The organism is Priestia sp. FSL H7-0729, assembly GCF_038005685.1.
In the GTDB taxonomy this organism is placed as follows: domain Bacteria; phylum Bacillota; class Bacilli; order Paenibacillales; family Paenibacillaceae; genus Paenibacillus.
Genome location: NZ_JBBOTQ010000001.1, coordinates 566,168 through 592,049, shown reverse-complemented (window position 1 = coordinate 592,049; position 25,882 = coordinate 566,168). Strand labels below are relative to the sequence as shown.

16 protein-coding genes are annotated in these 25,882 nt (G+C 46.9%); 13 read left to right on the top strand and 3 right to left on the bottom strand.

Annotated elements, in window-relative coordinates; genetic code table 11:
• The first annotated feature begins 68 nt into the window (after positions 1-68).
• Positions 69-1,490: a family 43 glycosylhydrolase gene (locus MHH93_RS02550; RefSeq protein WP_500052645.1), complete on the top strand. Its 1,422-nt coding sequence runs from the start codon at positions 69-71 to the stop codon at positions 1,488-1,490.
• Between the two features lie 133 nt (positions 1,491-1,623).
• On the opposite strand, the gene MHH93_RS02545 is transcribed toward MHH93_RS02550, so the two are convergent.
• On the bottom strand, positions 1,624-2,514 hold the full coding sequence (locus MHH93_RS02545) for a helix-turn-helix domain-containing protein (RefSeq protein ID WP_500052644.1): 891 nt from the start codon (positions 2,512-2,514) through the stop codon (positions 1,624-1,626).
• Between the two features lie 175 nt (positions 2,515-2,689).
• Between MHH93_RS02545 and MHH93_RS02540 the strand changes: the two genes are divergently transcribed.
• The 5 genes from MHH93_RS02540 to MHH93_RS02520 all read left to right on the top strand — a co-directional run bounded on the left by MHH93_RS02540 (position 2,690) and on the right by MHH93_RS02520 (position 9,189).
• Positions 2,690-3,565: a fumarylacetoacetate hydrolase family protein gene (locus tag MHH93_RS02540; RefSeq protein WP_500052643.1), complete on the top strand. Its 876-nt coding sequence runs from the start codon at positions 2,690-2,692 to the stop codon at positions 3,563-3,565.
• Positions 3,566-3,586: 21 nt separating this feature from the next.
• The gene (gene gucD / locus MHH93_RS02535; RefSeq protein WP_500052642.1) at positions 3,587-5,053 is read left to right on the top strand and encodes an alpha-ketoglutaric semialdehyde dehydrogenase GucD; all 1,467 of its coding nucleotides are present in this window, start codon (positions 3,587-3,589) and stop codon (positions 5,051-5,053) included.
• A 16-nt stretch (positions 5,054-5,069) separates the two neighbouring features.
• The gene (locus tag MHH93_RS02530; RefSeq protein ID WP_500052641.1) at positions 5,070-7,046 is read left to right on the top strand and encodes a YjhG/YagF family D-xylonate dehydratase; all 1,977 of its coding nucleotides are present in this window, start codon (positions 5,070-5,072) and stop codon (positions 7,044-7,046) included.
• A 62-nt stretch (positions 7,047-7,108) separates the two neighbouring features.
• Positions 7,109-8,695, top strand: coding sequence for a glycoside hydrolase family 43 protein (locus tag MHH93_RS02525; RefSeq protein WP_500052640.1), 1,587 nt, complete (start codon positions 7,109-7,111; stop codon positions 8,693-8,695).
• Between the two features lie 143 nt (positions 8,696-8,838).
• Positions 8,839-9,189, top strand: a complete 351-nt coding sequence (locus MHH93_RS02520; RefSeq protein ID WP_500052639.1) for an SH3 domain-containing protein — start codon at positions 8,839-8,841, stop codon at positions 9,187-9,189.
• A gap of 272 nt (positions 9,190-9,461) precedes the next feature.
• Here MHH93_RS02520 and MHH93_RS02515 read toward each other — a convergent pair whose 3' ends face one another.
• On the bottom strand, positions 9,462-10,076 hold the full coding sequence (locus MHH93_RS02515) for a TetR/AcrR family transcriptional regulator (protein ID WP_500052638.1): 615 nt from the start codon (positions 10,074-10,076) through the stop codon (positions 9,462-9,464).
• Between the two features lie 177 nt (positions 10,077-10,253).
• Between MHH93_RS02515 and MHH93_RS02510 the strand changes: the two genes are divergently transcribed.
• Entirely contained in the window at positions 10,254-10,991 is a 738-nt protein-coding gene (locus MHH93_RS02510; protein WP_500052637.1) for an SDR family NAD(P)-dependent oxidoreductase, read from the top strand.
• Positions 10,992-11,198: 207 nt separating this feature from the next.
• Here the strand turns inward: MHH93_RS02510 and MHH93_RS02505 are convergent, their stop codons facing one another.
• Positions 11,199-12,071, bottom strand: coding sequence for a helix-turn-helix transcriptional regulator (locus MHH93_RS02505; RefSeq protein WP_440389167.1), 873 nt, complete (start codon positions 12,069-12,071; stop codon positions 11,199-11,201).
• A 208-nt stretch (positions 12,072-12,279) separates the two neighbouring features.
• Between MHH93_RS02505 and MHH93_RS02500 the strand changes: the two genes are divergently transcribed.
• From MHH93_RS02500 to MHH93_RS02475, 6 genes are all read left to right on the top strand, one after another.
• Entirely contained in the window at positions 12,280-18,666 is a 6,387-nt protein-coding gene (locus tag MHH93_RS02500) for a rhamnogalacturonan lyase family protein (protein ID WP_500052636.1), read from the top strand.
• Between the two features lie 219 nt (positions 18,667-18,885).
• A complete protein-coding gene (locus tag MHH93_RS02495; protein ID WP_500052635.1) occupies positions 18,886-20,598 on the top strand; it encodes a sensor histidine kinase in 1,713 nt (570 codons plus the stop codon).
• A complete protein-coding gene (locus MHH93_RS02490; protein ID WP_500052634.1) occupies positions 20,595-21,998 on the top strand; it encodes a response regulator in 1,404 nt (467 codons plus the stop codon). The genes MHH93_RS02495 and MHH93_RS02490 overlap by 4 nt, the downstream gene beginning before the upstream one ends.
• A gap of 253 nt (positions 21,999-22,251) precedes the next feature.
• The gene (locus tag MHH93_RS02485) at positions 22,252-23,988 is read left to right on the top strand and encodes a type 2 periplasmic-binding domain-containing protein (protein WP_500052633.1); all 1,737 of its coding nucleotides are present in this window, start codon (positions 22,252-22,254) and stop codon (positions 23,986-23,988) included.
• Positions 23,989-24,048: 60 nt separating this feature from the next.
• Positions 24,049-24,963 (top strand): ABC transporter permease, encoded by a 915-nt coding sequence (locus tag MHH93_RS02480; protein ID WP_500052632.1) that lies wholly within the window; start codon positions 24,049-24,051, stop codon positions 24,961-24,963.
• Positions 24,964-24,976: 13 nt separating this feature from the next.
• Positions 24,977-25,870 (top strand): carbohydrate ABC transporter permease, encoded by an 894-nt coding sequence (locus MHH93_RS02475; protein ID WP_500052631.1) that lies wholly within the window; start codon positions 24,977-24,979, stop codon positions 25,868-25,870.
• The last annotated feature ends 12 nt before the right edge of the window (positions 25,871-25,882 follow it).

Genomic DNA, 25,882 nt, shown 5'->3' with positions numbered 1-25,882 from the left:
TCTTATTATACGAAAGTTATCATCAGTGTAGTAGACTGTCTATCACTTTAACAAGGAGTGTACATTGAATGAAAAAACAAGGTTTGAACCCATACCTGCCATCCTGGGAATATGTCCCTGACGGCGAGCCTTACGTATTTAATGACAGAGTGTATGTATATGGTTCGCATGACCGGTTTAACGGACATGTTTTTTGCCTAAATGACTATGTATGCTGGTCTGCTCCAGTGAATGACCTTGGGAATTGGAGAAATGAGGGTGTGATCTATCAAAAGACAGATGATCCGCTGAATCCAAATGGGCATATGTGCCTGTATGCGCCAGATATTACGCTAGGTCCCGATGGACGGTATTATCTGTATTATGTGCTGGACAAAGTACCCGTAGTTTCGGTAGCTGTATGCGACACACCTGCTGGCAAATATGAATTCTATGGGTATGTACAATATGCCGACGGCACTCGTCTGGGCGAAAGAGATGGGGATGAGCCGCAGTTCGATCCCGGCGTGATGACTGAAGGACAGTATACCTATCTGTATACCGGATTTTGTGCACCTGGAGACCAATCCAGGCATGGCGCCATGGCTACGATGCTCAGTTCAGACATGCTGACGATTATGGAAGAACCCGTATTTGTAGTACCGAGTCAATCTTACAGCGAAGGTAGCGGTTATGAGGGCCATGCATTTTTTGAGGCACCTTCCATCCGTAAGAGAGGTGATACCTACTACCTGGTGTATTCCTCCATTGTTATGCATGAATTATGTTATGCCACCAGCCTGTATCCAAACAAGGGATTTCAATATCAGGGCGTCATTGTAAGCAACTGTGATCTCCATATCGAATCTTACAAACCTGCCGACAAGCCCATGTATTATGGGGGCAACAACCATGGCAGCATAGTCGAGATCAATGGAGACTGGTATATCTTTTATCACCGTCATACCAATGGGGATGCATTCAATCGGCAGGGCTGTATCGAGAAGATATCTTTTCAGGAGGACGGAAGAATTCCTCAGGTGGAAATGACCTCCTGCGGCCCAAACGGCAGACCGTTGGAAGGAAGAGGTGAGTACCCTGCGTATCTTGCATGCAATCTTTTTACCCAGGATGATCAGAGGTATACTGGAGGTTTCGGGGCAGGAGCCTGGCTGGATAGCCGCTTTCCGAAGATAACCCAAGATGGCAGAGACGGTGATGAAGAGACCGGATATATTGCCAATATGGTTGAATCCGCAACGGCGGGATTTAAGTATTTTGATTGCAAAGGGATTCGCCAGGTCTCGATCAAGGTGCGCGGATATTGTAACGGGGTATTCGAGGTCAAAACAGTATGGGACGGTCCAGCAATGGGTACAATCCCGGTACATTTTACAAATAATTGGAAATCCTATACAGCCGAGATTATTATTCCTGATGGTATACAGTCGTTGTATTTTACATATCAGGGTTCGGGAAGTGCGAGCCTCTCTGCATTTATTTTAGCGTAAATGTAATACCCGAACATCGTCCGCCCGAGAAAGAAAGAGCAGCTTCTGGACATCCAGCAGCTGCTCTTTGTGGTTAACTCCTGGGGCTCATAGAATGCTGCATCTCATGGTCGTAACGCTCTTACTGGAATGGTCAGCTCTGCTGCGAATGACTGCGAAATTCACTTGGCGCGATGCCGGTCCACCGCTTGAACTGACGGCTGAAATGCGCATTGGTCTTATACCCCAGCATCATCGCAATATGGTCTATGTTCAGATCCGTTTGTTTTAACAAGCGCTGCGCTTCATTCAGAAGGGTCTCGGATAGAAACTTCCGCGGAGCAATGCCGTATACCTCCCGAAATATACGATTAACCTGTGACGGACTAATGTTCAGCGATTTGGCAATGTCCTGAATCCAGGTACGCTCACTCTCCTGAATTTCCCCGTGAAGATGGATATATCTTACCGAATCCTCAATGTGCTCAGCAATCTGATGGGCAATGATTTCTTTTCTCGACAACGTAACGGATGCTTGCTGAGATAATTGTCCAACCAGGGAACCAAGCAGTTCAAACACGGCGGCATGTACCTTCATCTGCTTGGAAGAGGACAGCGAACTCGATAAATGCTCTGTGGCCAGATTGTACAAGGTCGATAGGGAAGAGGACAGCCCCTGAGCCAAATTCGAATTGGCCGGATAATAGATGTCTTTGCAACGGTTAAGTTCTCTGCAAAAGGACGTGTCGTGTATGCTGAAATGCACAGAAAAATAAGTGAATCCCTCTGGTCCGGCACCGGTGCAAGAATGAGTCATACCAGGCCGGATAAACAGGAGGTCCCCCACCGACTGATGATAAGACTCTCCATTAATGACCATGTTCATCTGGCCGTCCATCATCCAGTGCACTTCATACATTGAATGTTCATGGGAAGGATACGTCCAGTTGGAATCTACTTTCCTGGCATGCAGCCCCAATAATTGAAAAGACATGCGAACATCGGGCAGACGACCTAAATACACAGCATCCGAAAGCTTGGTCACACCAAACCAACCCCTTTGTACTATTCTGTATTCCAACGCATATAACTTCATCTTAACAGAAAAATAATGCGTGAAAAGGGTAAATCGTTGGAGTGATTAGAACATCGTCACGGAACCATAGCGGATGCTATGGTAGTACTATCAACCCGATGGGGAAGAATGGGGGCAAGCTAGAATGAGAATTATTCGATTTCTGGATGGACAACAGAAGTGGCTGGCAGCCGTTACGGATGATGAACAAGCGTATCGTTTGCCACAAGCCGATTTTATGACTTTGATCGATCAAGCAAGACAGCAAGGGATCACTCCCGTCGAACTTGTTGAAAGCGCTTTTAAACCATCAAACAAGTTGACTGACGATTGGACTTCCCTGCATCTAGTCACGCCACTGGAAGCTCCGGAAGTATGGGCGGCGGGTGTGACTTATCAGCGCAGCCGGGAAGCGCGAAATTATGAAGCGACGGAAGGCAAGCTGGATGCGAAGACCTTTTACGATAAAGTTTATGATGCCGAAAGACCGGAGATCTTTTTTAAATCCACGGCAACACGGACGGTAGGTCCGAATGATCCAGTCACGCTTCGCAGCGATTCCAATTGGCAGATCCCGGAGCCAGAGCTGGGGTTGGTGCTTGCCGCAGATGGTAGCATTGTAGGATACATCGTTGGCAATGACATGAGCTGCCGTGATATTGAAGGGGAAAACCCGCTGTATCTGCCACAAGCAAAAATGTGGCGCAATTCCTGCTCCATAGGTCCGGCCATTCGTCTGGCGGAAACGGTACAAAATCCATACGCGTTCAGCATCGTCTGCGAGATATATCGCGAAGGTGAAATCGTTGTCAAAAGTGAGGCAAGTACGAGTGAGTTAAACCGAAAACTAGATGAGCTGATTTCCTTTCTGGCCAGAGATAACGATCTGTTTGACGGAACGGTGTTATTGACAGGTACGAGCATCGTGCCACCGAATGATTTTACACTTGCACCCGGGGACCGCATTGAGATATCCATTAGCGATATCGGAACACTTATTAATCCAGTCATTTCAAACTAATGTATAAGGAGAATGAATGCGATGACCACATTTCAGGTAGAGCAGACATATAGCAATTACATTAACGGAGAATGGGTGAAGGCCACATCCGGTGAGACCGAACCGAGCATCAATCCGGCGAACCGGAAGGAGGTCGTCGGCTACGTACCCACTTCAGGCGTAGAGGATTTGAACCGAGCTGTCGCAGCAGCAAAGGAAGCAGCCAAAAAATGGCGGAGATTATCGGGCGCAGAACGTGGCAACTATCTATTTCAGGCTGCAAATGTGTTGGAACGCCGGGCCGATGAGGTTGCAGAGGCGATGACCAGGGAAATGGGCAAAACACTCCCTGAAGCCAAGGGTGAAACGATGCGTGGTGTCGCGATCTTAAGGTATTACGCCGGAGAAGGCATGCGAAAAACCGGCGATGTCATTCCATCAACGGATAGCGAAGCGCTGATGTTTACGACCCGCGTACCGCTTGGCGTTGTGGGGGTTATTGCTCCTTGGAATTTCCCTGTAGCCATTCCGATATGGAAAACGGCTCCTGCCTTGATCTACGGCAATACGGTTGTGTTGAAGCCGGCTCAGGAAACTGCGGTCACTGCCGCTAAAGTTATGGAGTGTTTTGAAGAGGCAGGCATCCCGGCAGGCGTTCTTAATCTGGTATGCGGCAGAGGCTCAGTGATCGGATCTGCACTGGCTGAGCATCCGGATGTTGGCGGGATTACCTTTACAGGCTCCAACGAAGTGGGGAAACGGGTCGGCGGCGCAGCACTGGCACGTGGGGCCAAGTATCAACTTGAAATGGGTGGGAAAAACCCGATTATTATCGCGGCTGACGCTGACCTGGATTTGGCTGTGGAAGCCACCATCAGCGGTGGACTGAAATCGACCGGGCAAAAATGTACCGCAACCAGCAAAGTCATTATTGAACGGAAAGTATACGATGCCTTCAAAGAAAAGCTGCTCTCGCAAATTCAGGAAATCCGGCTGGGTGACGGCATGTCTGCCGGAAGCTGGATGGGTCCATGTGCAAGCGAAGGACAGCTCAATACCGTGCTGAGTTATATCCAAAAAGGTCAGGATGAAGGTGCTGTTCTAATCACTGGCGGAAAAAGAGCAGACGGTCCTGGACTGGAAGAGGGATTCTATGTGCAACCGACCGTATTTGAAGGGGTCGAATCCCATATGTCCATTGCACGCGAAGAAATCTTTGGCCCGGTTCTGGCCTTGATTGCAGTAGATTCGCTGGAGGAAGCGATCGAAGCGGCTAATGACAGCGACTACGGCTTAAGTGCCTCCATCTATACTCAGAATGTCGGAGCCATTTTGTCTTTCATCCGGGACATGGATGCGGGACTCGTCAGAATTAATGCAGAAACGGCCGGCGTAGAGCTTCAGGCTCCGTTCGGCGGAATGAAGATGTCGAGTTCACACTCCAGAGAACAGGGGCAAGCGGCTATTGAGTTTTTCACGGCCATCAAAACGGTCTTCGTGAAGTCATAAACTGTGGGAGGCTATCATGTACGAACAGATTACGTCGATTATGGGGGAGAAGCCTTCCAACGACTTCGATATCATAGCACATGCACCAGGGGCTGCCGGACGTCTGCCTTTAACGGATGATTTGCTGCGGAATGCGCCAAGCGGCGACTTGTTCGGCATGTCCCAGAATGTTGGAATGGGCTGGAAGCCTGGGGAATTGAACGGTAAGCAGTATCTAATCTTAAGTACACAAGGTGGCATACGCAATGAGGACGGCAGCCCGACAGCACTCGGTTACCATACGGGACACTGGGAGGTCGGCCTGTTAATGAAGGCTGCTGCTGATGAGCTGTCAGGTCGGGGCGGAATTCCGTTTGCCGGATATGTTAGTGATCCATGTGACGGCAGATCACAGGGGACGACCGGCATGTTCGACTCGCTTCCGTACCGGAACGATGCCGCTATGGTATTTCGCAGACTAATTCGCTCGCTGCCGACGCGTAAAGGCGTACTTGGTGTCGCCACTTGTGACAAAGGTCTTCCCGCCATGATGCTCGCGCTTGCTGGCATGCCGCAATTGCCCGGCGTAATCGTTCCCGGTGGCGTCACACTTCCTCCTACCGAAGGAGAGGATGCCGGTAAAATTCAGACAATCGGTGCTCGGTACGTCAACGGGGAAATTTCTCTTGAAATGGCGTCGGATTTAGGATGCCGGGCTTGTGCTACACCGGGAGGAGGCTGTCAGTTTCTGGGTACCGCGGCTACAGCCCAGGTCGTAGCAGAGGCAATGGGCATGACAGTCCCGCATGCCGCACTTGCACCTTCCGGACAGCCCGTCTGGATTGAAATGGCTCGCCAATCGTCTCGTGCACTCATCCATATGGAGTCTCAGGGGATGCGGATGGCAGACATTATCACAGATGCATCCATTCGTAATGCGATGACCGTGCATGCTGCGTTTGGCGGATCGACCAATCTGCTTCTTCACATACCCGCGATTGCCCATGCAGCTGGTTTAACCGTGCCCACGGTACAGGACTGGATACAGGTCAATAAGAATGTTCCAAGGCTGGTTAGTGCCCTGCCAAACGGACCGATCTTTTATCCGACCATTCGAGTCTTTCAGGCCGGAGGGGTACCAGAGGTCATGCTTCACCTCAGACAGCTTGGTCTGTTGGATGAGTCTGTACCAACGGTTACAGGTACGACATTGGGGCAGGTGCTTGATTGGTGGGAATCGTCCGAACGCCGTCATCTGATGCGGAAGCAGTTGAAAGAACAGGATGGAATCGATCCGGACAGTGTCATCATGAGTGTAGAACACGCCCAGCAGCTTGGAATCTCATCGACCGTAACATTTCCAACCGGGAATATTGCTCCCGAAGGTTCTGTCATCAAATCCACCTCGATTGATCCTGATGTGCTGGATGAGCATGGCGTATACCGTCATCGTGGCAGAGCAAAGGTGTTTACCACTGAACGTGAGGCTATTCATGCGATTAAGACCGGAGGTATTCTGGCTGGTGACGTTGTTGTGCTTCTCGGGAGAGGTCCATCGGGAACCGGAATGGAGGAGACGTACCAGCTTACATCTGCGCTTAAGCATTTGCCTTTCGGTAAATACGTCTCACTAATTACGGATGCACGGTTCTCCGGTGTTTCCACCGGAGCATGTATTGGTCATGTTGGCCCCGAAGCGCTGGCAGGTGGACCCATTGGGAAGTTGCGGAACGGAGACCTGATTGACATCGAGGTCGATCGTAACACGCTGGAGGGCAGTATTAACTTCATCGGAGAAGGAGAGATCGAGGTTTCTCCGGAAGAAGGTGCTGTCATTCTGGCACAAAGGTCATTTCATCCGGATATGAAGCCTGATGAAGCTTTGCCGGATGATACAAAGCTCTGGGCTGCATTGCAATCGGTCAGCGGTGGGACATGGAGAGGGAATGTGTACGATGTAGAACGGATTATAACCGCTCTGGAAGCAGGCAAAAAAGCGCTGGGCTGGTCCTAATATCTACCTTTCTTGTATCTGCTGTTGTACAGATCATCACTTTCATACCGGAGGTTTCTTCCATGAATAAGATTAAGAATATGATCACCAATCCCATCCTTCCCGGTTTCCATCCCGATCCTTCCATATGCCGAGCGGGGGAGGATTATTATATTGCCACGTCCACCTTTGAATGGTTCCCTGGTGTACGGATTCATCATTCCCGGGATCTGGTTCATTGGCGGCCCATCGCTTCTCCGCTGACTCGTATAACGCAGTTGAACATGGAGGGCAACATTAATTCCGGAGGTGTATGGGCACCCTGTCTCAGTTACGACAACGGCGTGTTTTACCTGATCTACACCGATGTCAAAAGTCGAGTAGGCGCTTTTAAAGATACCCACAATTACCTTGTGACCGCAACGGATATCGAAGGCCCTTGGTCGGAACCCGTGTATCTGAACAGCAGCGGTTTTGATCCTTCCCTGTTTCATGATGAGGACGGGCGCAAATGGCTGGTCAATATGATCTGGGATCACCGGAAGGGCAACAACCGGTTTGCAGGCATCGTTCTTCAGGAATATTCCGTCCCGGAACAGAAGCTGCTAGGTCCTGCAGTGAACATATTCAAGGGAACAGAATTAGGATTGACCGAAGCGCCACATCTGTATAAACACAAAGACTATTATTATCTCATTACGGCTGAAGGGGGAACGGGGTATGAGCATGCGGTTACAGTAGCACGTTCCCGTACCTTACAAGGTCCTTACGAGGTCGATCCTGCCAATCCGATCCTTACTTCTTACGGAAGGCCAGATTTAGCTCTGCAGAAGGCAGGCCACGGTAGTCTGGTCGAAACGCATACCGGTGAATGGTACATGGCGCATCTGGTCGGACGCCCGGTTCATCAAAAGTTTTGCACTCTTGGACGTGAGACCGCGCTTCAGCAGTGTATTTGGGGTGAAGAGGGCTGGCTGAGATTGGCAAGCGGTGACCGCTACCCGGAGGTTCAGGTGCCTGCACCGATGATCCCGCCACACCCGTTTGATCCGATTGCTGAAATGGATCATTTTGATCACTTCGAGCTTCGGCAGGATTGGAATACACTTCGTATTCCACCCGATTCGACTTGGCTCAGCTTGACAGAACGTCCAGGATACTTGCGCTTGCACGGCATGGAGTCAATGAGTTCAACGCACAGGCAAAGCATGATCGCACGCAGGCTTCAGGCCATGAAGTGTGAAGCCGAGACATGTTTGGAATTCGCGCCAGACCATCCACAGCAGATGGCCGGATTGATTTTGTACTACGATACCAAAGACTATCTCTATCTGCGGGTAACTTATCATGAAGAGAAAGGGCTGTGCCTGGGAATTATTCAGTCCAAATATGGGGTATACGACGAACTGCTGGAGGATATTTCGCTAGAGTCGGTAAATACGCTCCGCTTAAAGGCTGTGGTGGATCATGATCGCGCCCGTTTCTACTACTCGTTAAATGGGGATTCATCCTGGAATCCTGCAGGCGAGTGGGTTGACATCACACATCTGTCCGATGAGTCTCCGGAATATATCCGGTTTACCGGAACCTATATCGGTCTTTGTGTGCAGGATCTTGGTGGAACCCGGAAACATGCCGATTTTGATTGTTTTATGTACAAGGAAACATAGAAGACTGTGAGTTTATTGAGATAAGCCAGAGCCTCTTGTGATGAGGCTCTGGCTTATTCTAATAGGGATGAATAACTACATAATAATATGATATTATGTTTGTCGGTAACAGGTAGAATATAATCGTTGGAGGCATATTATGAATGAATTTGTATAAAGTTATTGAACCCCATAATTCAAACTATCCTGATCCCATTGTTTTAGCTAAAGGAGATTCGATCCTGTATGGGAGAGAAGATACTGAATTTCCAAACTGGATCTTCTGTGAATCTGTCCGTACCCAAAAAAGCGGCTGGGTACCGAAACAAATATTAAGCACCCCCAATGAAGAACATATCGCGACTGCATTATCAGACTATTCTGCACACGAATTAACCGTAAAACCCGGTATCATCGTTACAAAAGAGTTTGAACTAAATGAATGGAGTTTTGTTCATACCGCAGAGGGTGAGAAGGGCTGGTTGCCAAACAAGGTATTGACCCCATTGGAATAATAATAGAAGGCATAGAGAAACTTGCTCTACATCATAATTGGGTATGTTTCGCAGTTGTAATGGTCTTGTTCGTAATTAGGCATGCATTTACCTTGAGGATTTTATTCCTCTCGTGTAAATGCATGCCTTTTTTAAAATTTGTGCTGTAAACCCCTTGTGATTTTACGTCCCGTTGGTCTGATTAATCAGGAGCATCTGCTTCATCTGCAACTGGCCTGTTATCTTCGGCAGACCTATCGTTCGATGCTCAGATGACTCGCTTGTTCACAAGATCATGTATCAAACGTCTCACCCACATAATGAAAAGAGTGAATATGCGTTTTGGTCAGTTCGATCACGTTCTCGATAAAAGTATCACGTGATTCACGATATCCACTTAAAATCCAGTTGTTCAATAGTCCAAAAAAACCGTAGGCGGTATAGTACTTGAAATAGTCCATGTTCACCGGGGAGTTGTTGATCGTCTCAAAGACAAATTGCTCCTGATAGATTTTGAGTATGGTTTGTGGAAAGCCTGTATGTAAACCAGGTAACGTATCATCGTATTGAATCAGTTCGAAGAAGTCACGGTGTTCGTAGATATAATCCACGATTTGAAAAGATTCGGCATCAAGCTTGTTTGTTGAAACCTTTTGACCGTGCCAATAAGGTTTACCTACCGCGCCCCTTAACCCTTGAAGTGTCACACTCAACAATTCTTCGGCGAGCATATATTTATCCTGGTAGTGTAAATAAAACGTGCTGCGATTGTAACCGGCCTGATCAACGATATCTTTGACAGACACACCATGGAACCCTTTTTTCTTGATGAGCTGAATCAGAGCACTTTTTAGGTGCTCCTTGGTTCGATTACGATGTTGAGATGTCACAATAAGTTCATTATTCATTCAAAAAAAACTCCTATAAATATAGACATATTTTTATGAAGTGTCTACGAGGTAGACACTTGGTCATATCTTAATGATTGGAATGTTACAATTTTAAGCATAGAATTAGTTTTGTAAACATCATATAGCACTATTTATATAGGCGCTATTCAAAATATTATACTGGGGGATTTATTCATGGGCAAACTACAAGATAAAGTAGCAGTCATTACAGGAGGAGCATCCGGAATCGGCGCAGCGACAGCTCGTCTGTTCGTTTCTGAGGGAGCCAAAGTGGTTTTGGTGGATCTGAATGAAGAAAAAGGTAAGGCGTTTGAGCAGGAGCTGAAAGCGCTTAAAGCGGAAGCTCTCTTTATCAAAGCAAACATCACGAGTGAAGAAGAGGTTTCTGAGATTTTCAAAAAAACCGTAGAAGTGTTCGGTCAAGTGGATATCGTATTCAACAATGCAGGAATCGGACGAGTTCATCCGACGCATGAGCTTGACTATGCCGAATGGCGTAATACGGTTAATGTTGATCTGGACGGCGTTTTCTTGGTCGCTCGTGAATCGATCCGCGAAATGATGAAAATTGGCGGAGGCACAATCGTCAACACGGCATCCATGTACGGATGGGTTGGTTCGCCTGGTTCAGCAGCCTACAATGCTGCTAAAGGTGGCGTTGTGAACCTGACTCGCTCGCTGGCGCTGGAGTATGCTGAGCAGAATATTCGGGTGAACTCCCTTTGCCCAGGCTTCATCGACACACCAATTATCCCGGAAGAGAGCAAGCAAGCACTCTCTGCATTAACACCGATGAAACGTCTGGGTCAGGCAGAAGAAATGGCGAAAGCTGTTCTGTTCTTGGCTAGCGATGATTCTTCATACATGACAGGAAATAGCCTGATCATAGATGGTGGGTACACTGCTCAATAAGTGCATTAATTTAATTGTCATGAGACAAAAAGATCCGTTTCCATTAAAAGTCGCTTTTATAGCGGCTTTTTTATTTTATCTCTAAACATGTGTACAAGTTCAAAGACAAGCAAAAGGACAAGCTCTACATGCCAAATACCTGCTTCTGAGTGAAGTCAAAGATTGAAGTTTGAAGAGTTAGACGGGTGACCAGCACACAGCAGTTGGCTATTCATAATAGATGGCTTCATAAGGAAATTCCAACTTATTCAAACGATATTCTTTGGGCGACATGGACATATATTGCCGAAACACCTTGCCGAAATAACTGGGACTCTCAAAGCCGCATTGTTGACCAATTTGTGAGATCGGAAGTTCTGTTGTACGGAGTAGCCGAACTGCAACCTCAATTCGTCTGTCTTTGAGATAGGCTAGCGGTGAGGTTTTCTCCGATTTCTGAAATAGCCTGCACAAGTAGTGTTTATTGATATCGCAATGGCTGGCCAGCAGATCCAGTGTTAATGGAGATGCATAGTTCTCCCGAATGAACTTTTTACATTTCTCAATTGTTGTTATGGATAGGGCACCGATATCCTTCTCCGCATCCCGACTCGTCTGCACGAGGATAAGCAGCCACCGATAGACTTGCATGGACAAGCGATACTTGTCCGTGACTTTATCTTGATGGATCAAATGGATAATTTGCCATAACTCTTGAATTAAAGGAGAATCCGCGTTTCGTTGAATGACATGTCCCTCATTATCATGAATCATATCCCATATTCGGTTAGCTTCATCTCCGCGAATGTTAATCCATATAAATTCCCATGGTTCGTTATTCTCTTGCTTATAGTAATAGCAATGTTCTCCATAGATTTTAACAAGTAAGGCATGTCCCTTTGGTAAAGGAATCGTTTGATTATCAATATCCAAATACCCCTGACCATTAAGTGTGTATTGAAAAACAACATGCCCCGGGTCCGGTCTATCATCACTTGGACAACGATATTCCTCGCTTGAAACGATCTGCCATCCAATAGAGTCTAGTGTCATGATTGATGTATCGTCATTACGAAAAGCGTAAGATACCGTATGAACCATGCGTGAATCTCCTTCCTGAAAAAGTCAATTATTTTATATAATACGTCACATTTTTTAGATTGTCTGTCTTTTTTTAGACCTGTAAGATAAATGTAAGCGGTAACATAAAGAGGAGGTGGCTGTAAATTGAGTTTATATGACAATAAGCTGGGGCAGATCGAACTGATGATTCTAAAAATGAATTTTTAGATAAGGAGGCGTTAATCGAATGATCCGAAGAACTGTTTCCATCCAGAAGTCGATGTTTGTAACTTTTTTATCATTCCTTATGGTTATTTCACTGGCTGTTCCTCCAGCGCCAATGCGTGCAGAGTCATCACCCAACACCATGCAGGGTCGTCAGGCAGAATACCTGAACCGGGGGTTGGTTGCGGTTCTTGTAGACAATGGCGTTTTCTTAAGTTGGAGGTATTTAAACAACGACCCAGATGACATCGCTTTCAACATATATAAAAATGGAACCAAAGTAAATGCATCGCCTATAAGTGACGTGACAAACTATGTGGACACCACTGGTTTTGACAGCTCGCAATATCAGCTCTCTACCGTTATTGCAGGCAAAGAGCAGATGCTGCCGGAAGTTGTATCGGTCTGGCATAACGATTATTTGCCTATCCCGCTCGATAAACCAGCTGATGGACGAACGAAGGATGGAGGAACCTATTCCTATTATGCAGGTGACGCTTCCGTAGCTGACTTGGACGGAGATGGTGAATATGAGATCGTCTTCCTGTGGAGTCCGAGTAACTCCAAAGACAATTCGCAGGCCGGTTACACCGGCAATGTCTATATCGATGCCATCAAACTGGACGGCACGAAGCTGTGGAGGATTGACCTGGGCGTTAACATCCGTGCCGGAGCGCACTATACACAGTTAATGGTGTATGACCTGGATGGAAACGGAAAAGCCGAGGTTGTTGTCAAAACGGCAGACGGCACGAAGGACGGCCAAGGCACAGTCATTGGTGACGGGACGAAAGATTATCGCAACGAGGGCGGATACATACTGTCAGGGCCGGAATATCTCACGCTGTTTGACGGTGAGACTGGGGCGGCCGTATCGACCGTTAATTATGATCCCCCAAGAGGAAACGTCAGTGATTGGGGGGACGGCTATGGTAACCGTGTAGACCGTTTCCTTGGGGCGATTGCTTATCTGGACGGCACAAAACCGAGTGTCGTGATGAGCCGGGGTTATTATACCCGCACTGTGCTCGTTGCTTATGATTATGTAGGCGGGGAACTCGTCAAGCGTTGGACGTTCGATACCAACGAAGCAGGATCACAATATCAAGCACAGGGCAACCATAATCTAAGTGTGCTGGATGCCGACAATGACGGCAAGGACGAGATCATGTTTGGCGCCCTGGCCATAGATGATGACGGCAGCTTGATGTACAGTACCGGACTTGGACACGGTGATGCCATGCACGCCGGTCAGCTTGACCCGAACCGGAATGGTTACCAGGTCGTGAGCGTGCATGAGCATTCCGATGCGGCTTACGGATTGGAGATGCGCGATGCGGCAACTGGTGAAATTCTCTGGGGTGAGAAAACAGGTTTTGACACCGGTCGCGGGATGTCGGCGGACATTGATCCGAACTATCCGGGCTACGAGTCATGGGCAACGACCGTTACCAACGGTCAAAGTGTACCTGTGACCAATACCTATTCGGCTGCAGGAGAAGCGATCTATACTGTGGACGAAGGACCCACAACTGCCAACTTCGCCATCTGGTGGGATGGAGATCTTCAGCGAGAGCTGTTTGACCATCAGTGGGATAACAGTACCGCCAAAGGAGTTCCCCTCATTTACAAATGGGATTACGAAAATAAAAAGCTGAATGAAATCTTCCGTGCAACTGGTACGCTAACGAACAATCATACTAAAGGCAATCCGGCGCTTCAGGCGGATATTCTGGGCGACTGGCGTGAAGAAATTCTGCTGCGGAGCGAAGATAGCTCGGAATATCGTCTCTATACGACGACCATCCCTTCAGATTATCGCATCCCTACGTTGATGCAGGACCCTGTGTATCGACTTGGCGTAGCCTGGCAAAATGTAGCCTACAATCAGCCGCCTCATACCGGCTTTTATCTCGGAGCGGAAGCTACAGCATTCCCGAAAGCCGATCTGTCGCTGACCCGCGAAGCAGAAATGCCGGAGCAGGTTTACCGTTTTGATTTTGGTACAGAGACAGCTTCAGGAAATACGGCTATACAAGACACGTTATACACACAAGAGACGGGATATGGGTTCAAGGATACAAGTGGTGTTACCGTAGGTGAAAATGAGATTTCGGTCGCGACAGGTACGACATTTGCTGTTGACCTGCCAAATGCCAACTACAAAGTGACACTGCGATTGGGGAATGAAGCACATGACTCCAACGCGGGGGTCAAATCCGAATTCGTTCAGAAGCTCGCCGTAACAAATGTGACCGCTGGAACACCACTGGAGTATTCCTATGATGTTGCATTGGTCGATGGACAGCTTGATCTGCTCTTCACCGGTACAGCCATAGACATCCAGGATGTCATCATCGAAAAATATCCGGAGAAAGCAGCGGGTGCGGCAACAACGATCTATATGGCGGGTGATTCAACCATGCAATCGTATAGTGAATTGCAGGCTCCTCAAGAAGGATGGGGTCAGCAGTTCGGACGTTATTTCTCGAATGGCGCAGTGATTGTGAACGATGCGATTGGCGGCCGAAGCAGCAAATCATTTATGGTCGATGGTCGTCTGGATACGATCTTGCAACGAATCAAACCCGGGGATTTCTTCTTCATTTCCTTTGGTCATAATGACGCCAGTGCAGGGATACCGGATCGGTATGCTTCACCGGAGGATTATAAGGTCTACCTGGCTCGTTATATAAACGGTGCTACACAGCGTGGTGCTACACCGGTACTGCTCACTCCGGTAGGTCGCAGAGATTTCAATACGGTGACTCAGGAATTCAACGTCAGCTTCCCTGCATATGTGCAGGCTGCAAAAGAAGTGGCAGAAGAGCAGAACGTGCCGTTGATTGATCTGAGCAAGTTAAGTATTGCGTACTACGACAAAATTGGTAATACCGCTACGGAAAAGGTATTCCTGTATGCTAATCCAGGTGAATATCCAAAGTACCCGAATGGAATCAACGATAATACCCATTTCAGCAGCTATGGTGCACAGAAAATTGCCGGACTTGTTGCTGGTGCGGTCAAAGACATGGAGCTGAGTATCTCATCACTGGTCATTGACCCGGATATTACCGAACCCGAACCAGAGCCGGAAATCCAACTCTATGAAGAGGATTTTGAAGGCGATGCTGCGGGCTACCAGTATGCAATGGTCAATGCAACGGGTATTGCAGGAACCATGGCGGGAACGGTGGTCGAGCAGTCCGGAAATAAGGTACTGTCCGTCACAGGGTCCGGATCGGGCAATCGGGCCAAGGTGTTTCGTCTGTTTGATGCCGTAAACGGTGATCAAGTAAAAGTGAACTTTGACTGGCAATCCGGTAATGTGAGTGCCTATCCATCAGAAGGACATCTCACGATTCAGGATTCTAACGAAAATGCCCTGTTCACGCTGTATACCAAGACCGGAAGCTCGAAAATCCATTATTTTATCGGTGCGTATAATCCGGATTACGGCACAGGGGATACGGCCATACCCGAAGGAGGAACAGCTACAGATATTTCCAAGAATCAGTGGGTCAAAGTGGATGCAACCGTTAATTTCACCGAGAGAACACTTGATCTGACATTAAGTAATCTGGCAGATCCGACAGTTACTCAGACGATCGAAGATATCCAGATGAGTTCCGCCGCCTATGCGGACAATATCAGATCCATGCGGTTCCTGGGTACGAGAAAAGGCGGTGGAGGCACGTTGAACTGGACCACCCAGATCGACAACGTACGGATTGAAGGCACAGAACTTGCTTCAGAGGGCGGCGACCAGACGGCCTTAATCGCTCTATACGATGAGATCAAAGCACTTGATCTGTCGAATTATACAGAAGCATCCAAAGCTGTAGTGAACCGTGCTTTGGTAGCTGCCGAAGCGATTTTTAACACGGAAGCCACTCAGGCTCAAGTTGACCATGTGTTGAATATGTTAAATGTTGCGCAGGATTCATTGACAAGTGAACCGAGCGAAGAAATAAACGAATACCAATTTGATTTTGGTTCCGGCGGTGCTGCCGAAGGATATATCAAGGTCGATGCCAAGAGAGCATACATCGAAGGCAACGGGTATGGTTTTGCCGATACTGCACTGACCAAAGATGAGAACCGTGAGACCGGGGATGCACTCCAAGAGGATTTCACACGGGTAAATGGCACCTCCTTCCTGGTGGAGATGAAGCCAGCCAATTACCGGGTAACGATGACTATCGGGGATGCGGAGGAATCAACCAGCGCAAATGTTGTTGTCGAGCAGATGACAAAACTGCCGCTCACAACCATTGCCAAGGGCGAATTCAAAGAAATCACGTATGACATTGCCCTGATCGATGGCATATTTAACTTCAACTTCACCGGAAATGCACCGAAGATTAATGCGCTGAAGCTGGAGCGTCTGCCAGATCACAGTGCAAGCGATAAACCTGTTATATATTTGGCGAGCGATTCCACCGTGGCCAATTACGCTGAGAACTATCGTCCGCAAGCTGGCTGGGGTGAAACATTAGGCGACTATTTCGATCAGAATGAAGTCAGCATTGATAACCGGGCAGTTGGCGGTCTGAGCAGCAAAACCTTCCTGGTTGGCGGATATCTCAACGATATTTTGCTCGACATTCATGAAGGAGATTATCTGTTCATGCAGTGGTCTCACAACGATTCCACGCCATCCCGTCCGGAGCGTTATCTGACGCCCGAGCAGTTTAAGGTATATCTGAAAGAATACATTGACGGTGCACGCCAGAGAGGTGCGATTCCAGTTCTGGTCACACCAGTGAACCGCCGTGATTTTACCGGAGAGGTGCTGAACAAAAGCTTCCCGGCATACGTGCAGGCGATGAAAGAAACAGCCCAGGAAACGGAGACGCTCATCATCGATCTGAACCAGGCAAGTTGGGAGCATTTCCAGGAGCTTGGAACAGAAGGAACCAAATCGATATTCATGTGGGTAGGTACGACCGAAGACAATACACATTTGCAGATGAACGGTGCAATCAAGGTGTCTGAACTCGTGGCACGCCTTGTAAAAGATTTGAATATACCTTTATCTGATTTTGTCACGCTGGAAGGGGAATCACCGGAGCAGGAAGCCCCGCATACTAAGGCAACTGTGGAAGGGGAATCGCAGAACGACTGGTATACTTCTCCAGTACAAGTAACCTTTACAGCAAGCGATGAAGACTCCGAAATCGAAGGGACCTATTATCAAATCAATGGTGGCGAAACGGTGAGCGGTGCACAGTTGACCCTGACTGAAGAAGGTACACATACGATCACCTACTGGAGCGTCGATGTTGACGGTAACAAAGAGAGTGAACAATCGTTGTCCATATCCATTGATCTCGTACCTCCAACCATTGAAATCCATGGTCAAACTGAATACACCATTGATCAGCACGTGGAAATTGGCTATACCGCCTCCGATACTGTTTCTGGTGTGGCAGAACCGGAGGGTGTACTCCTGGACACACCGGCCTATACACTGGAACCCGGTCTAAACCAGGTCACGGCAACCGTCTCCGATATGGCTGGCTGGGAACAGACGGTTGAATATCGTTTTGCGGTTATTGCTACGTTCGATAGTCTGATTAATCTGACCAACGCCTTTGCTGATGAATCGATCGATCCGAATGCCGGTGTACTTGCTGATCAGCTTGCGAACACGTTACAGCAGGCCAAACAGGCAGCAAACGATCGTGAAGGAGCAAAAGCGCGTCAATGGCTTGCATCCTACGGTAATGACGTTCAAGCAGCTAGAGGAACCGTATTTACAGATGAGCAAGCAAGTGGGCTAATCAAGTGGGAGGAATGGCTTCAACAATCAACGCCACTAGCAAACGGGGCCCCTGGCACTCCGGTGTTATCTGATAATAATGGTTACGACACAGGGATCAAAGACGGGGACTATACCATCACAATGAATCTGTGGTGGGGGAATAACGGCAATCAGTTCAAGCTGTATGAGAATGGTGAATTGATCAAGGAAATTCCTCTGGTGGATCAATCCCCATCCGCCCAATCTGTTCAAGTTGATATTACTGGAAAGAAAAATGGCACCTACATCTATACTGGAGAATTGATCAATTCACTGGGTACAACCATGAGTATGTCGCTGACAGTTGTAGTCACAGATGCTTCCCCGGGGCAAGCCGTTCTGTCGCATGACAATTGGGACGGTGACGGAAACTATCATGTCACCATGAATCTATGGTGGGGAACAAACGCAACCGAATACGAACTTTACGAAAATGGTGTATGGATTGACACACAATCGTTGCAATCTCATTCACCTGGAGCACAGTCTGCGGTCACTTCAATCTCTGGAAAGGCACCTGGAACCTATGAGTATGAAGCCATACTTCGTAATTCTTCAGGGGAAACCAGATCTCACAAGTTAAATGTGACGGTACGAGAGTAAAGTAGGTATATCAAAAGTGCTGCACCTCATCATTCTGAGGTGTAGCACTTTTGTCTTTTCTGAGAAGCTCTGAACAGTAAGGGCAATGACAACTACGAGTATGAAAGCGTTTGACATATTTGAATATCAATCTATAATGATGAAAGGAAATTGGACTTGGAGCAAGCTTCTATACACAGGAGGCTTGCTGTTTCATTTTCAGAAGGAGATTAGGTCCCCATGACTCTTAAAAAAAGAATATTTTTATTGTTCTTTCTCAGTGCGTTTATCCCTTTTATCAGCATCTTTGCAATCTCTTATTATACTATTGACTCCATCTTCGCCAACAAAATTGATGATGGCATCCGTAGCAATTTACAGCAGGTCACGTCCTCATTGGAGAATTCAATCACCAATATGAATCACGTTACCCAGCAATTGTCGTACAGAGGAACTTTAGGCAAAAGCATGGATGAATTCTTGAATCCGTCCTCTGATATCTTCGAATTAATTGAGGCCCGGGACGAATTAAAGAGCGAGTTAAGTGTGGTCACATTTACCAATCCTAACATCGGACTGACTTTATATTACTTTGAAAAAGAAGGTACTACTCAGTTCGGCAACTTTCCAATTAAGGATCGGTTCTCTCCTGAGTCTCTGCCTGTGCTCTTCCAAACCTACGGCATTAAGTATTATGGCCCCCATATGAGTATGAACCGATTTGATGATCAACTTGTTCTGTCTGCTATGCGTAAAGTACAACTTTCCGAGAGGAACGACGTGTTCATTTACGTAGAATCAGGCTTTCGCCTCACACAGGATATCTTGGGCTACAATCAATACAACGGCGCACTTTCTCATCTCATCCTGGATGGTGAAGGCAACATTGTGTACAGCGAAATACCGGAAGCCATGAAGGTCGGGGAGAATTTCCCCAGCCTAACATCAGGTCCTGCCAAGGACGGAATATCCCGTGGGTATCACTGGTTCAAGGAGGATTCTTCACAGCAATGGAGTGTCGTATCGGTCATTTCACAGGCTCAATATCAACAGGAGAAAAACCAGTGGTTGCTGCAAATTTTACTGGTCGCTTTATTTTTCCTCGGCTTTACCGTGTTTCTCGCCTGGCTCTTATGGAAGATGGTCTACAAACCACTCGGGCTATTCCATATGGAAATCAATGGAATGTCCAAGAATCCACAAACCACTGGGAGCCGAGCTCGTACTCAGATTCCCGAATTTGATTTTCTGCTCAGTGAATTTTCGAATATGCAGCATCAGATTGGTGACCTCTTCAAGGAAGTTCAGCAGAAAGAGAAGATTCGTGCAGACCTCGAGGTGGAAAAACTGCTCTATCAGATCAACCCTCACTTTCTGATGAATACACTGGATACGGTGCACTGGTTAGCCGTCATGAACGGTCAAGGGGAGATCGACAAGCTGGTGCAGTCTTTGAACAAGCTGCTCTATTACAATCTGGGCAAATTAGGGCAAGTATCCACGATGGAAGAGGAGATCGATGCGTTAAGACAGTACCTGATTTTGCAGCAAATTCGGTATGACTTTGAATTTGACGTCCGCATTACTGCGGATGAACAGGTGCTTCAAATTCCTGTGCCCCGCTTCATTCTGCAACCGCTGGTTGAAAATTCGTTATATCATGGATTGAGTGACGAAGGTTTTATTCAGATAGAAGTGACATGCACGGCAACGTTGAACATTATGATACAAGATAATGGTGCAGGCATGACAGAAGAAACCATTCATAATCTGCTAAACAATCGTGTGGCTGAACAACAAAAAGTTGGGATGGGCATCGGACTCAACTACGTTCACCGCATGTTGAAAGCACAATATGGGGACCAAGCACAACTGGTGATCGAGAGTGAATTGGGAACAGGGACCAGCATTCTGCTCGTATTACCTATTAAAGGAGAAGATATCTCGACATGATTAAGGTATTGATTGTAGATGATGATAAGCTGGTACGCAAAGGCATTAGCTCTGCGATGCCGTGGAATGAGTTCAACATGGAGGTCGTAGGAGAGGCCAGCAACGGCGCAAAAGCACTGGATTTCCTAAAAACTCAATCGGTCGATCTGATGCTGACGGATCTTGCGATGCCCGTCATGTCAGGGATTGAACTGATGCGAATTGCGAGACAGCTTTATCCTGAACTTCATATTGTTGTATTAACCCTGCATCAGGATTTCGATTATATCCAGGAAGCTCTGAGGCTTGGAGCCATCGATTATATAGCCAAAGTCCAGCTGGAGAAAGAGCAATTCGAACATGTTTTGCAACGGATACATACCCGAATCAACGGGTTGACAAACACGATCAGAAAGATGCCTGCGCAGAATGAAATCAATGTCCATTATCAACATGTGTATGTACTGGTTTCACAGGATCGAAAATCAGAGCCTAAGTGGCCAATGGAGATAACTGCACATGAAGATGAGATAAGGTGGGAGGTGGAACGTAATAGCTGCATGTGGGCTGCCCACCCGTCCAAAGAGGATCAACTATTCCATCAATTGAAGGCATCCCTGGATCAAGTTCCCCATGGTACGTTGTTGGTGTTGTCTGATGTACAAGAGCGCACGTGGTCGCAAATCAAAAACTGGATTATGAACTATACAGATACGTCTTTATTCTATGCTTACAACCCCAATATCCAAGTCATTACTGTTTCGATGAATGAGGGGGAGATATGTTCAAAAGAACCGCAGGATGAAGATATGGATCGGATTAAGCAAAGTTGGTTCCAGACACCATGGACCCACCATGAGAGTTACTACAACCAACTCATCGACCAGTTTATATCTTTACACTTACATAAAAGTCAGTTGATGGGATTGTTGTACTCAATCGTGATGGAATGGAACCATCTTTTTGCCCAAACCACGCTTGGAAGAATCTCCATGATTCATTCTTTCGAGTCCTGGTACGAGGTTGAAGAATGGATTAAACAGACTGCTTCAAGCATTCGAAAGGCAGATGAGCAGACTTCGTATTCGCCGGAAATCATCGATGCCGTGAAAAAAGCAGTGAGGATCGTGCAGCATGATATGGAACAGGCCTATACAGCTTCAGGTCTCTCCCAACAACTCAATATCAGTCGAAGTTATTTCAGTCAATGTTTCAAAGATCTGATGGGGAAAACCTTTAATGAATACTCTCGTTTCATCCGGGTAGAGAAGTCCAAAGAGTATTTGCTCAATACGAACAACACCATTTTCTGGATTGCGGAGCGAGTGGGTTATACGGATGAGAAATATTTTAGCCGCATTTTTCGCGAACTGACAGGTCTTCTTCCAAGCGAGTATCGGCAGCAAGGCAGAGGAAATTAATAGCCGACAGCTTCCTGTTTCAGGGGCTGACGGCTTTTGTTTTTGATTCAGAGTGAGGGGAGTTAGACGAATGTAGATCAGCAGGTAGGGTAAATGCTCACAAGTTGGAAGTGCTTCGTAGTTTTCGATTGAAAACTGTACACATTAATCTATCCAAACGACCGTACAATCCCTATCTCCATTAGTCTACACTTCATTTTATAATGAAAGCGCCAACAAAAATCAACATCAGAATAAAGGGGAATCGAATTAGATGAAAACAAAATGGTCCATGAAAAGCAAACTGCTGACGAAGCGTCTGGCCGTGCTGTCCATGTCAGCCTTAATGGTAGCAATCCTCGCGGCATGTGGAGACTCTTCCACTCCTCCTACTGCAGAGGAAGCAGGCAAATATGAGGTAACGCCGGGAGATCCGTTTAGTGCCTATAAAGACGAAATTTCCGTAACCATGGGACGGGTAACTACAGCCAATCCAAAACTGCCGAGTGGTGATACCTATGAAAACAATGCATATACCCGACTGGTCAAAGACACGTTTAACGCTAAGATTTCAGATCAATTTGAAGCCAATGGCGAAGATTATAGCCGTCAGGTTTCGCTCGCCATCGCATCCGGGGAATTGCCTGACATGATGCGTGTTGATTCCAAAGATGAATTGAAAGAACTGGTGGATAACGATCTGATTGAGGATCTGACAGCCATATATGATCAATATGCTACAGACAATATTAAGCAGATATACGATTCCTATGATGGCCGTGCATTAGAAAATGCGACGATTGACGGACGTTTGATGGGACTTCCGGCGACTTCTCTGGATTCTGCACCCACGATGGTTTGGGTTCGTCAGGACTGGTTGGATCTGTTGGGGATTCAACTTGATGCGGACGGAGACGGTGCCATCTCGCTCGATGAAGTAGAGAAAACGGCACAGGAATTCCTGGAAAGAGACCCTGGCCAATCCGGGAACCCGGTAGGTATTCCATTTGTGAACACGATGAATACAACAGATTATAATGGCTCTGCATATACGATGCTGGGTGTGGCCTCAACCGAGGGAGCCTTCCCGCAATATTGGATGAATGGTGAAAACGGCAAAATCGTGTATGGTTCCACGACAGAAGCAACGAAGAAGATGCTGGGTATCATGGCGGATTGGTTCAAGAATGGTATCATTGACCCGCAATTTGGAACCCGCACGTTTGACGATATTACCGCACTCTACGCCAATGGCCAGAGCGGTATTGCTTTTGGACCTTGGCATATCCCTGACTGGGGACTGATCAGTGCGAAACAGATGGATAAAAATGCGAAATTCTCGGCTTATACGCTGGAGGATGCAAACGGCAAGGTTAACGTGGCGCATGCCAATCCATCCAACCAGTTTATCGTGGTGAGAAAGGGATATGAACACCCTGAACTGGCCGTTAAAATTCTTAACCTGTTCTACGATAAACTGGCCAATGATAAAAACGCCGCTACAACCATGCCGGAAGCTGCCAAGTATCAGGAGACTGGGGTAGACGGATCTACGAGACCTTTTAATATCGAAGTCAATTCGGCTACATCGCTGCTGGATGATTACTCTGACGTTGTTCGTGGGATCAAAGGAGAGATTGGTCTGGATGAGGTTCGAACAACCGAATCGAAAAACAATATCGGAAGCATCAAAACTTATTTGAGCGACATGGATACGGATGATGTAACTGCCTGGTCCAAATATCATTCACGGATCAACGGAGTGGGGCTTATTGACAAATTGACACAGGAAAACAAATTCGTATGGATGACACCTGCTTACTCTGGCACTACACCAAGCATGAAACAGACATGGGCCAATCTGACGAAGTTGGAGCAGGAGTCGTTTATCAAAATCATAACGGGTTCAGAACCTTTGGATTACTTCGATACATTCGTTAATAATTGGAAAAAACAAGGCGGTGATCAAGTCATTCAGGAAATTGAAGATGAGATCGCATCCAAACAATAATATCCATGCACAGTAGGGGGCTGCGATATGCAGCCTTTCTTCAACGAAAGGGGTTCATCCATGAAACAGAGGAATTTGAAAGCGAGAGGGCGCCTCAGTCCAGGTGCCATGTACCATATGATGATGCTGCCGGGTATTTTGTTTTTGCTGGTATTCAGCTATATCCCGATGGTCGGTGTCATCACAGCTTTTCAGGACTATGTACCGGCGAAAGGAATGTTTGGCTCTGAATTTGTAGGGCTCAAGCATTTTATGTATATGTTCAAGCTGCCGGATATTGCGCAGGTCGTCAGCAATACGTTGGTGATTGCGATTGGCAAGATTTTACTTGGAACGATGATGGCCATCATTTTTTCCGTTTTATTAAATGAAATTCGTGTCAAATACGTTAAAAAATCGGTGCAGACGATCGTTTATCTGCCGCACTTTCTATCCTGGGTTGTACTGGCATCGGTCGTTGTCAACATGTTCAGTTTGGATGGCATTGTGAATCAAATGCTCGCGTTCTTTGGCCTCGAAAATATTAATTTCCTTGGCAGCAACACCTGGTTCCAGCCACTGATTATCGGTACAGACGTATGGAAGGAGTTTGGTTACAGTTCCATTGTCTATTTGGCTGCGATCACGTCGATTGATCCCGGTCTGTATGAAGCGGCAGGCATGGACGGAGCCAGTTGGTGGAGAAAAGTATGGCATATTACCTTACCAGGAATGCTGCCTATTATTCTGCTCATGGGCGTAATGAGCCTGACCAACATTTTGAGCGCAGGTTTCGATCAAGTTTATAATCTGTATAATCCGGTTGTCTATGAATCGGGCGACATTCTGGATACCTATGTCTATCGGATCGGTCTCGTTGGGCGACAGTATAGCTTCGGTACGGCTGTTGGTTTATTCAAGTCTGTAATCGGCATTGTACTGCTTATGTCTGCCAACCAGTTGGCCAAAAAATACACGGATCGAAAAATATTCTAAGGAGGCCAAACCTGTGTCCTATTCTGCAAACTTCAAAGAACGAATTGGCCGGTTTGTCATCTATGCCATCGTCATTATGCTGGCATTGGTCTGCCTTCTTCCGTTATGGAATATCGTTGCCATATCATTCAGCAGCAGCGAGGCGGTATCCGCCAATGCTGTAGGTCTCGTTCCGGTCAATTTTACAACAGCAGCGTACACCAAAATTATTGATGATGCACAGTTCTGGCGTTCCTTTGGCATCTCCATTCTACGTGTCGTGCTTACTCTTGCGCTGAATATGATTTTGATTATTTTGATGGCTTATCCGTTATCCAAATCAAAGAGGGACTTCAAAGGCAGAAATATTTATATGAATATCATGATTTTTGCCATGTTGTTCAGTGGAGGCATGATTCCGACTTACCTGTTGATCAAAAACCTGGATATGCTAAATACGATCTGGGCACTCGTCCTGCCAGGCGCTGTCCCGATATTCAGTGTCATCCTCGTGATGAACTTCTTCTCTGCTGTACCTAAAGCGCTTGAAGAAGCAGCATTCATTGATGGGGCCAATCCGCTTCAAGTCTTGTTCAAAGTGTATGTTCCCGTGTCCATTCCAGCGCTGGCGACAGTTGCCTTGTTCAGTATTGTGGGGACGTGGAATGACTTCTTCAGCGGTCTGATCTATATGACCAAAGTCAGCAATTATCCGCTAATGACCTATATTCAATCCCTTAACGTGAATATTGCCGATTTGCTTCAAGCCGGTACGAATTCCAGCGAACTCAGCAATTTGACTGAAATTTCGAACAAAAACCTGAACGCTGCCAAAATCGTAGTCGCTGTTATCCCGCTGTTGCTGATTTATCCGTTACTGCAAAAATACTTTGTAACTGGCATTGTCGTAGGATCGGTCAAAGAATAACGTTAAGGAGGT

Coding starts and splice junctions, on each gene's coding strand:
- MHH93_RS02550 (WP_500052645.1), top strand. CDS start 69: ATGAAAAAACAAGGTTTGAACCCATACCTGCCATCCTGGGAATATGTC.
- MHH93_RS02540 (WP_500052643.1), top strand. CDS start 2,690: ATGAGAATTATTCGATTTCTGGATGGACAACAGAAGTGGCTGGCAGCC.
- gucD (WP_500052642.1), top strand. CDS start 3,587: ATGACCACATTTCAGGTAGAGCAGACATATAGCAATTACATTAACGGA.
- MHH93_RS02530 (WP_500052641.1), top strand. CDS start 5,070: ATGTACGAACAGATTACGTCGATTATGGGGGAGAAGCCTTCCAACGAC.
- MHH93_RS02525 (WP_500052640.1), top strand. CDS start 7,109: ATGAATAAGATTAAGAATATGATCACCAATCCCATCCTTCCCGGTTTC.
- MHH93_RS02520 (WP_500052639.1), top strand. CDS start 8,839: ATGAATTTGTATAAAGTTATTGAACCCCATAATTCAAACTATCCTGAT.
- MHH93_RS02515 (WP_500052638.1), bottom strand. CDS start 10,076: ATGAATAATGAACTTATTGTGACATCTCAACATCGTAATCGAACCAAG.
- MHH93_RS02510 (WP_500052637.1), top strand. CDS start 10,254: ATGGGCAAACTACAAGATAAAGTAGCAGTCATTACAGGAGGAGCATCC.
- MHH93_RS02505 (WP_440389167.1), bottom strand. CDS start 12,071: ATGGTTCATACGGTATCTTACGCTTTTCGTAATGACGATACATCAATC.
- MHH93_RS02500 (WP_500052636.1), top strand. CDS start 12,280: ATGATCCGAAGAACTGTTTCCATCCAGAAGTCGATGTTTGTAACTTTT.
- MHH93_RS02495 (WP_500052635.1), top strand. CDS start 18,886: ATGACTCTTAAAAAAAGAATATTTTTATTGTTCTTTCTCAGTGCGTTT.
- MHH93_RS02490 (WP_500052634.1), top strand. CDS start 20,595: ATGATTAAGGTATTGATTGTAGATGATGATAAGCTGGTACGCAAAGGC.
- MHH93_RS02485 (WP_500052633.1), top strand. CDS start 22,252: ATGAAAACAAAATGGTCCATGAAAAGCAAACTGCTGACGAAGCGTCTG.
- MHH93_RS02480 (WP_500052632.1), top strand. CDS start 24,049: ATGAAACAGAGGAATTTGAAAGCGAGAGGGCGCCTCAGTCCAGGTGCC.